Raw genomic sequence first — 7,615 nt, 5'->3', positions numbered from 1 at the left:
TTCTGTTTGACTTCAACTGGATAACTCACTCTTGTCCCCATAGAAAAAACACCTCCATGTTTTATTTCGGATCACAACGGTCCGTTTTCAAACTTGAAGGTGTTTTTTATTTGTCTCATATTATGGGGTCAGTCCCTGTCCCTGTGCTTTTTTATTTTTGAAGAAAACGGCGCTCAAGCCACTCAACAAGCTGGTACATGATGGTAGCAAAGACGGCGATAATGAAAAGACTTAAAAACACGAGAGTAAAGTTGAAAACTTGAAATCCGTAAATGATCATATAGCCTAGTCCTTTTGAGGAAACAAGGAATTCCCCCACAATCACCCCAACCCAAGAAAGGCCCACATTAACCTTAATGGCAGAGATCATCGTTGGAATACTTGCTGGCAAAATGACCTCACGAAAGACCACTCTTTTTTTCGCACCAAAGGTTTTCATCACCTTCAAATAGTTCTCATCCACCTCTTGAAAGGCTGTGTAAATGACAATGGTGGTAATGATCACACTAATGATCGCGCCCATAGCGACAATGCTGATCATGCCAGGTCCAAGGGCAACAATTAAAATCGGGGCGATAGCGACTTTCGGCATGGCATTTAAAATCACTAAATAAGGATCAAGCACATTCGCCAGCCGTGTAGACCACCATAAGGCGGCGGCTAGCAAAATGCCACAAAAGGTACCTAGTAGAAATCCCAGTACAGTTTCAAACAACGTAATACTCATGTGATTCACTAATGAACCATCTGATATTTTTTGTACAAACAATTGGCAGACCGCAGACGGTGAACTGAAAATCAGCGGATCAATCAGCCAAAAATGGCTGGCAAGCTCCCAAAGTGAAAAGAAGATGGCGAAAATGATAAGCTGATAGATACGCGTGATGCGTTTTTCCATTCGAACCTTTTTTCGATAGGCTTCATGTAATAGGTCACTGTGTTTCAACTGTTTTCAGCTCCTTCCAAATCGTTTGAAAGAGCTCTTGAAAGCTTGGTGTCTGTCTCACTTCAAAAGGAGAAAGGGTCCTCAGAGCATTGGGAACGGTAAAGATTCGCTGGATAGACCCAGGATGCTTTGAGAATAAGAAAATGCGATCGCTCATTGCAATGGCTTCGCCGATGTCATGCGTCACAAGGACGGCTGTTTTTTGATAGTTTTTTAATGTGTGAAAGACGAGGTCTTCTAATGTCAGTTTGGTCTGGTAGTCTAGTGCTGAAAATGGCTCATCTAGTAGAAGCAGGCCGGGATCAACTGCAAGCGTTCGTGCGAGTGCTGCACGCTGCCTCATTCCACCTGACAGCTCCTTTGGATATTTTTCCTCTACTTCATGAAGTCCAAGCTTTGGCAGTAAGCTAAGGGCAGCTGAGGTGAACTCATGTGAATCTTGTTTCGCAATTTTTAAACCGAGAATGACATTTTCCTTGATCGTTTTCCAAGGGAATAAATAATCTTGCTGAAGCATGTAGCCGATTTGATGCTCCTTTTGATTCGGTTCTTTTCCTTCGATTAAAATTCGACCTTCTGAGGGCGGCGTAATTCCTGCGATGATGGACAGCAGTGTAGTTTTCCCGCAGCCGCTGGGACCAATAAATGAGATGAATTCACCTTGGGCAATCTCCATATTGATTTGCTGTATGGCCGTTGTTTTTTCTTTTAAAGAGAAGTACGTGTGGGTCACATGGTCAATTTGAAGGAAAGACATGTGCTACCTCCTATTCTATTTGTGATCTGTGACCTTCTTTGCAACGGATGAATCGACAAGTTGTTTGTACGGAATGAATGCTGGCAATTCGCCGTTCGCCTTCATGATTTCCTGTAACTTGTTCCATTCCTCTTCATTCAGAAGGGGATCTGTGGCATATGAATGTTGCTGCTTGTAGCGTTTGATGGCAGTTGATAAAACATCAAGGTCTGTATCAGGAAAATGAGATTGGATCGTCTTTGCAATCTCCTCTGGGTGCTTTGCTTCTACCCACTTCTGCGCTTTGTAAATGGCACGAGTAAAGGCTTTAGCCGTTTCTTTGTTTTCCTTTAAGTAACTTTTTTTTGCCATGAAAGTGGTATAAGGCACTTTGCCAGAAGCCTCTCCAAAGGAGGCGGTAATGTACCCTTTGCCTTCTTTTTCAATTAAGGAAGCGGTCGGTTCAAATAACTGCACAAAATCGCCAGTTCCTGAGGAGAAAGCACCAGAAATGTTGGCAAAATCAATATTTTGAATCATCCGAAGATCCTTTCTCAAATCAATGCCTTCCTTTTTCAGGACATATTCACCGACCATTTGCGGCATGCCGCCTTTTCGCTGTCCAAGAAATTCTTTTCCTTTCAATTGATCCCAAGAGAATTGGTCTACTTTCTCCCTTGAAACAAGAAATGTGCCGTCTGTTTGTGTCAGTTGGGCAAAGTTGATGACAGGGTCTTTTGTCCCTTGTGACTCTACATAGATAGAGGATTCAGATCCGGTCAGGGCAATATCGGCACCGCCAGATAAGAGAGCTGTCATCGTTTTATCGCCGCCCCAAGTGGTTTTCACTTCAACCTCTAAGCCTTCTTCTTTGAAGAACTCCTCTGATAAGGCGACATAAAGCGGAGCATAAAAGACCGAATGGGTGACCTCCGCTACTTGTACGATCTGCTCTTGTTCTTTTTTACAGGCGACAAATGGAATAAAGAGCAGAACAACGAATATGAATGCAAGTCTGGCTTTGATGGAACGATTCAAGAGTAATTCGCCTCCTTTGTTCTAAATCATTATTAAAGTATGTCAAAAGGGATTTTTGGTGAGTGCAATGAAATAAGAAGCGCATTGAATAAATAGAACGTGTCTTTTTTTCTATACCAGAAGCATGAATGCTTTCTTGAATTTGGCATAAATAAAGAGGCGGTTTCGTGTATAGAGTCAGTTGGGTATTTGTTGGTTGGTATTTGGTAGGACTTATGTTGATGGTCTTTTTTGAAGTGCCTGTATGGCTTCAGTTTGCGAATGGAACTTTTCTTGTGCTGTACGCATGCTGCGTCAGGAGATTGGCCGAAACATTTATGGGAATGGACCTTGGTATAAAAAGATCGGCCATTGCGGGGGTTCTTACGTTTACAGTGGAATGGGTGGTAATCACAACAGGGTTTCCATTCGGGGCATATGATTATTATCCGATGCTCGTTTTTCTTGTGACAGGAATGCCTTTAACGATTGCTTTTGCATAATAGCTTTTTTTTATCAACACAAAAGACGAAATGGAAACGAGCCATTGAAGCGGGGATATGGATTGTGTTGCTTGACCTCTAGCACTTGTCATTGTCACCTTGTGTGAAGGAAGGGTTCGATTTGAAAGAAAGCCACTAAAACCGATCGTTTAAACGAATATTTTATCTTTATCTTGAACGATAGTTACTTAATAAACATTTCCGCTGTGTGATGATGCAAGGACGGTGTCCCCAAAGGAGAAGCTTCCTGCACTATATCTCGCCAATCACAACTCGTGGTGGGAAGGACTCATTCACCACACCCAAAAACCTGTTTATCAAGAAAACCCCGTTTGAAAGCAGAACGTTTACGAAAATGAGAGGAAAAGATGGAGCAGATTAAGGAAAGGAAACAGCGAGTTGCAAGCCAAATCCAAGCAAAAGAACGCAAGTGGGGGCATTTGCTATTGTACGGAATGAAGGAAGCAGTAGAAGAAGCATAAAGACGATTGTTCTAGCTCCCGTTCCTCGAACGTCATCTCTTCTACATGTTAGTTTGTTGGTAAAATATTCTCTATGAATTTAGAAATTGAAGATTCGTCTAGTTCACCTTTTACTATTTTGTTGATTTTTCCTTCTTTGTCGATGAATATGGTAGCTGGAAGTTGCACGACATTATAAGCATTCGAAACAGAATTCGTTTTATCAATAGTTACAGGGAATGTCAAATTATATTTGTTTGTAAAATTCTCTACTTCTAATTTTGATTGAGCTAAATTAATAGAGATAATTTCAAAATCTTTATCTTTATCTTTATCTTTATATAACTGATATTGTTTTTCTATTGCTGGCATTTCACGAGCACATGGACCACACCACGTTCCCCAAAAATTAAGCATAACAGCTTTTTCTTTATAATCTGAAAGCATATGTGTTTGTCCATTTAAATCTGTCAATTTAAAATTAGGGGCTTCATCTCCAATAGCCAACACATTCATCTCATCTTTCTTTGAGTTGGAATATAGGACCCAAATAATAATAAATGCAAATGATAATAAAATTAGATCACGGAATATTGTTCTTTGTTTTTTTTCATTTTTTTTTACTCCCAACTATTTAGGATCCTTGAAATTCTCCAAAAAAAGGTTGTAATAATGAATTGATAAGTGTTAACTTGTCAAAAAAGAGGATAATTCCCATAATAATCATGATTATGCCCCCGATTTTCATCATTACGCTGTTGTATTTTTTTAAAAAAGTCAACTTGGTTGTAAAAAATGCCATTAGAAGAAATGGAACACTAAAACCTAAAATATAAGTAGCCATATACCATAATCCTTGTGATGGGTTTGTACCAACAAGTGCTAATGTAGTAGCCAAAATTGGACCTGTACAAGGCGTCCAACCGACTGCAAAAGCCAGACCAACCACAACTGACCCAATATAACCAGTTGGTTTATTTTGAATATGTAATTTATGCTCTTTCATTAAAAACTTTGGTTGTAAAAGTCCAAGTGTTATAAGTCCAAAGATCACCATTAAAGTTGCGCCAATTTGTCGAATTAAATTACCATATTGAAATACCATACTTTTAAATGAGTCGCACCTTCAGCTGTACCAAATCCTAAAACTAAGTAAATAACTGAAAAACCAAGTAAAAAACAAATTGTATGAAGAATGGCTTTTTTTGTCCACGTAATTCACCACTTTGTATTTCATTTACACTTAATCCAGTTATGTAGGAAAGAAAAGCAGGATAAAGAGGGAATACACAAGGTGAAAGAAAAGTTAAAACTCCTGCACCAAGAGTTAGTAAAATTGAAATATCAGTTTGCAAAATATCATCGCCTTTAGTTTTTATTTGGCTCTAATAGAGAATATTGAATGACAACCTGATTTTAAGGCATTTGGGTAACCAATAAGCTCTTACTTTCCTGGTCCAGCATTAGGGAACTTATAAGAGAATGAACTTGTTTTTGGAGCAAATGTTTGATAGTACTTCCATTTTTAAATACTGTAAATACAATACTTCTCCAGATTTTAATGTAAAGTAGATAGCATAAACATTGTAACTACACCTTCTTTTTAGGAATATATTACCACCTATAACTATACCATACACTTGAATTAAAAAAAGGAAAAATGTTTTTTAATAGTGTTAAAGTTGCAAGGGGGAGAGAGATCAGCAGATTATGAGGCAGATCAAGTCATTTCAGGGGTGGAAGCACTCACTGTCTACCGCCATTTGATCGATGAAAAAGATCGCCCTAGCTTTTTAAATAAAAAACTGTCAAGCATCCACGGGAAGTCTGGAAACATGGTTTTTTCACGGATACAATCATTATTTCCCGCCTCAGCATGATCGAGAGGTTGTCAGACGGCTGACGACATAGATGCACAGCCGAAAAAGCGGAAATGTGGTAAAATAAATGGAAGAAAGAAATATAGAAAGTAGGGGGATTTTCATTATGGGAATGCCTGTTGAATTTAATACAATGATTGTCACGAAAGGGAAAGAGGTAAGAATTGAAGAAAATGTGTTTGAGCTCATGAAGGAAGGTTACCGCATTTATCCATTAAATATTCCGCTTGAAGTGCGTAAAACGAAAGATGGAGAAAAAACTGGGACAGCATTTGTTGAAAAGTTGGAGCTCACAGACAATGTCACCAAGGTAACTTATCGCCTTGTGTCATTGCATTCAACGAATTAAAAAAGCTGAGGAAATAAATCCCTCAGCTTTTGTTTTTTAGACGAGTGGTCCGCCTTTTGCTTCAATGTCACTTGCTGCATGGCTGAATTTTTTGAAGTTCTTTTTAAATTCAGTGGCAAGGAAGTGTGCTTTTTCTTGATAAGCATCTTGGTCTGCCCACGTTTTAGCAGGTTGAAGCACTTCATCTGGTACACCTGGAATATGAAGTGGAATGTGTAATCCAAAGATATCGTCAGTGATCAGTTCGGCATTGTCAAGGTCACCTTCGATCGCTGCCTGCACCATCGCTCTTGTATGAGCAAGATTCATTCGTTTACCCGTACCATAGCCTCCGCCAGTCCAGCCTGTATTCACAAGGAATACTTTAGCGCCGTGCTCATCGATTTTTTTGCCGAGCATTTCTGCATAGACGTGAGCTGGAAGTGGCAAGAACGGTGAACCGAAGCAAGTAGAGAACGTTGTTTCTGGAGACGTCACCCCGCGTTCAGTTCCTGCTAATTTACTTGTATAGCCGCTTAAGAAATGGTACATAGCCTGTTCTTTCGTTAAACGGCTGATTGGAGGTAAAACGCCAAATGCATCAGCTGTTAAAAAGACAATGGCAGATGGATGACCTGCAATACTTGGTTTCACGATGTTATCAATCATTTCGATTGGATAAGCAGCACGTGTATTTTCAGTAAAGAATGTGTCATCATAATCCGCTTCACGTGTTTCTTCATCAAGAACAACATTTTCAAGCACTGAGCCGAAGCTGATGGCTTTGTAAATTTGTGGTTCTTTTTCTTCACTTAAGTTCACACATTTCGCATAGCATCCGCCCTCGATATTGAAGACACCTGTGCCAGACCAGCCGTGTTCATCGTCTCCGATGAGCTTGCGGCTTGCGCTTGCAGAAAGCGTTGTTTTCCCAGTTCCTGAAAGACCAAAGAATAATGCGACATCGCCTTCTTGACCAACGTTTGCTGAGCAGTGCATAGATAGAATATTTTGCTCAGGCAGCAGATAGTTCATCACAGAGAAAATGGATTTCTTCATCTCTCCTGCATATTCTGTTCCGCCGATGAGAATCGTCCGTTTTTCGAAAGAAACGATAATAAACGTTTCAGAGTTTGTTCCATCTGTTTCAGGATCTGCTTTAAAGTGAGGGGCAGATAAGATGGTGAAAGGTTTTTCGTTTGATGATGGTGTTGATCCGTCAGGTCTGATAAATAGCTGCTTTGCAAAGAGATTGTGCCATGCAAATTCGTTTACAACTGTAATCGGCATACGGTATCTTTCATCAGCGCCCGCGAATCCTTCAAAGACAAATAGTTCATCACGTTCTTTTAAGTATGACACAACCTTTGTATATAAACGATCAAAAGCGTCTTTAGAGATCGGCTGATTCACTTGACCCCAATCAATTTTATGCTCAGAGCTATCTTCTTTAACGATAAATTTATCTTTAGGTGAACGTCCAGTGTAGGCACCAGTTGTGGCACGGACAGCACCTGTTGATGTCAAAACCCCTTCATGACGGGCCAAAATCTTTTCAACAAGTTTCGGAACAGATAAATTTTGGTGCGTATTTCCTAATGAGAGCAATGACTGCAAATCTTCTTTTAAATCCACTGAGTTCATAAAAAACCCTTCCTTTACCGTTGAATTTGTTTGTTTCAATTAGTATAACACATTAATAATAATAGTCTATACTATTTGAATGTTTTTGTGTGTGTTTTTT

Annotated in this window: 7 protein-coding genes and 1 pseudogene; 2 read left to right on the top strand and 6 right to left on the bottom strand. The window is 39.6% G+C overall.

Annotated elements, in window-relative coordinates:
• Positions 1–151 precede the first annotated feature (151 nt).
• Genes LC033_RS13235 through LC033_RS13225 form a run of 3 tightly spaced genes read right to left on the bottom strand, consistent with a single transcriptional unit; the run spans position 152 to position 2,720 of the window.
• Positions 152–898, bottom strand: a complete 747-nt coding sequence (locus LC033_RS13235; protein WP_376776456.1) for an ABC transporter permease — start codon at positions 896–898, stop codon at positions 152–154.
• Positions 899–932: 34 nt separating this feature from the next.
• Positions 933–1,703 (bottom strand): ABC transporter ATP-binding protein, encoded by a 771-nt coding sequence (locus LC033_RS13230; protein ID WP_226569176.1) that lies wholly within the window; start codon positions 1,701–1,703, stop codon positions 933–935.
• A 15-nt stretch (positions 1,704–1,718) separates the two neighbouring features.
• Complete coding sequence (locus tag LC033_RS13225) at positions 1,719–2,720, bottom strand: ABC transporter substrate-binding protein (protein ID WP_226569175.1); 1,002 nt, start codon at positions 2,718–2,720, stop codon at positions 1,719–1,721.
• A gap of 167 nt (positions 2,721–2,887) precedes the next feature.
• On the opposite strand from LC033_RS13225, the gene LC033_RS17100 reads away from it, so the two are divergent.
• The gene (locus LC033_RS17100) at positions 2,888–3,202 is read left to right on the top strand and encodes a carotenoid biosynthesis protein (RefSeq protein WP_226569174.1); all 315 of its coding nucleotides are present in this window, start codon (positions 2,888–2,890) and stop codon (positions 3,200–3,202) included.
• A gap of 530 nt (positions 3,203–3,732) precedes the next feature.
• Here LC033_RS17100 and resA read toward each other — a convergent pair.
• On the bottom strand, positions 3,733–4,293 hold the full coding sequence (gene resA, locus LC033_RS13215) for a thiol-disulfide oxidoreductase ResA (protein ID WP_226569172.1): 561 nt from the start codon (positions 4,291–4,293) through the stop codon (positions 3,733–3,735).
• Positions 4,294–4,297: 4 nt separating this feature from the next.
• Positions 4,298–5,018, bottom strand: a pseudogene (locus tag LC033_RS13210) (cytochrome c biogenesis CcdA family protein).
• A gap of 631 nt (positions 5,019–5,649) precedes the next feature.
• Here LC033_RS13210 and LC033_RS13205 point away from each other — a divergent pair.
• Entirely contained in the window at positions 5,650–5,892 is a 243-nt protein-coding gene (locus LC033_RS13205) for a DUF2584 domain-containing protein (protein WP_226569170.1), read from the top strand.
• A 36-nt stretch (positions 5,893–5,928) separates the two neighbouring features.
• Here the strand turns inward: LC033_RS13205 and pckA are convergent, their stop codons facing one another.
• On the bottom strand, positions 5,929–7,515 hold the full coding sequence (pckA, locus tag LC033_RS13200; RefSeq protein WP_226569168.1) for a phosphoenolpyruvate carboxykinase (ATP): 1,587 nt from the start codon (positions 7,513–7,515) through the stop codon (positions 5,929–5,931).
• Positions 7,516–7,615 lie beyond the last annotated feature (100 nt).

It is taken from the genome of Bacillus stratosphericus (assembly GCF_020524495.1).
Taxonomy (GTDB): Bacteria; Bacillota; Bacilli; order Bacillales; family Bacillaceae; genus Bacillus; species Bacillus stratosphericus_B.
This window is presented reverse-complemented; position numbering and strand designations above follow the sequence as displayed.

Bases quoted from the DNA above. Each gene is read 5' to 3' on its own strand.
- LC033_RS13230 (WP_226569176.1), bottom strand. From the start codon at position 1,703: ATGTCTTTCCTTCAAATTGACCATGTGACCCACACGTACTTCTCTTTA.
- pckA (WP_226569168.1), bottom strand. From the start codon at position 7,515: ATGAACTCAGTGGATTTAAAAGAAGATTTGCAGTCATTGCTCTCATTA.
- LC033_RS13235 (WP_376776456.1), bottom strand. From the start codon at position 898: ATGGAAAAACGCATCACGCGTATCTATCAGCTTATCATTTTCGCCATC.
- LC033_RS13205 (WP_226569170.1), top strand. From the start codon at position 5,650: ATGGGAATGCCTGTTGAATTTAATACAATGATTGTCACGAAAGGGAAA.